This window comes from Amycolatopsis sp. cmx-8-4 (assembly GCF_046548675.1).
GTDB lineage: Bacteria > Actinomycetota > Actinomycetes > Mycobacteriales > Pseudonocardiaceae > Amycolatopsis.
Genome location: NZ_JAEBDZ010000084.1, coordinates 1 through 1,369, shown reverse-complemented (window position 1 = coordinate 1,369; position 1,369 = coordinate 1). Strand labels below are relative to the sequence as shown.

Below are 1,369 nucleotides of genomic sequence, written 5' to 3'. Positions count from 1 at the left end.
CCGAACCGGTCCTTATGTTCCGCGAGGAACGTTACGAGCGTGGCAGTCGAGGGTCGAGCTCCCTGATGCTCCTATGTCAAGCGGCCTGCGGCAGCGATCCCGATTCGGTTGCTGCGGGCTGCTCGCCGGTGCGGTGCTCGTCGGCCAGAAGTGCGCGGAACACGACGTCGGAGAGCCGGCGCCGGAGCAAGCGGATGGCCTCTTTGCGGGTCTTGCCGCGCGCGAGGAGCTTGTCGACGTAGTCCTTGCCTGGTCCGATGCCCCGGATCTGGGTGATCGCGATCATGTGCAGGGCGCAGTTGATGGTGCGGTTGCCGCCGCGGTTGAGCCGGACCTTGCCGGAGCTACTTCCCGACCAGACCGGAATCGGGGCCGTGCCGGTGAACCGGGCGTAGGCGTCCTTGGACCGAAACCGTTGCGCCCCAGCAGTTTCTCCGATGATCACCGCAGCGCCCAGCACCCCGCAGCCGGGGACCTCCAGCAGCGTGGGCGCCAGAACGCGCACCCGGTCGCGCAGTTCACGCTCAAGCGCGTTGATCTGCACCGTGAGCTCGCGGCAGCGAGCCACCAGTTCACGGGCGATACGCGCCACGAGACCGGCGCAGCCAGCCAGGCGACGAGCCAGCTCATCGATGACGCAGTAACGACGCAGACCACGCGACGGCACGTGCAGGTCCGGGTCGATTTCGTGCAGGTGCCAGCGCAGCCGATTGATCAGCTCCGTGCGCTGCACCACCAGGTCGTAGCGGTAGTCGACCAGTAGTTTCACCTCGCGAGTTGGTCCATCCAGCTGCGCGACGGCCAGGTCCGGCTCGCGCAGGGCCGCATGCGCCACCGCCAACGCATCGATCGGGTCGGACTTCCCCGGCTCCCGCCCTCCGCGGCGGGACACGGCCATCAGGTGGGTGGGCACCCGCACCACCGCGCACCCGGCGCTCAGCAAGTCACGTTCGAGCCTGCGTGTGACGTGCCTGCAATCCTCCACCGCGAAGCGCGCTTCTGGCCACTGACCGGCCCATTCCATGATCTTCAAGTGGTCCTCGCTGGTGGTGCCGACCGTCCGCTCGGCCAGCTTCCTGCCGATCCCGTCGACGGCCACCAGCGTGTGGCTGCGCTTGTGCGCATCCACCCCGATCACGACCATGCTCACCCCGGTTTTCCTTTCCTCGCGAACCAATGACACCACCGGGCGAGGCGGGCACGCGTCAATCGGGCCTACGGCGCGCTCCTATCAAGCCACATCCCCACCCAGCAGGTATCCGGCGGGGCCGCACATCAGGACAAGCCACCAGTCGCCTGGGGCAGCGAAGAAACGAGCGAACCCCGCCGGACACCAAGATCATGACATTGACGCGAAGAAAGCCGACGC

Annotated in this window: 1 protein-coding gene; it reads right to left on the bottom strand. The window is 67.3% G+C overall.

The features are described from left to right. Window positions 1–76: 76 nt before the first annotated feature. Window positions 77–1,144, bottom strand: coding sequence for an IS110 family transposase (locus ACLJQZ_RS48475; RefSeq protein ID WP_410628496.1), 1,068 nt, complete (start codon window positions 1,142–1,144; stop codon window positions 77–79). Window positions 1,145–1,369 lie beyond the last annotated feature (225 nt).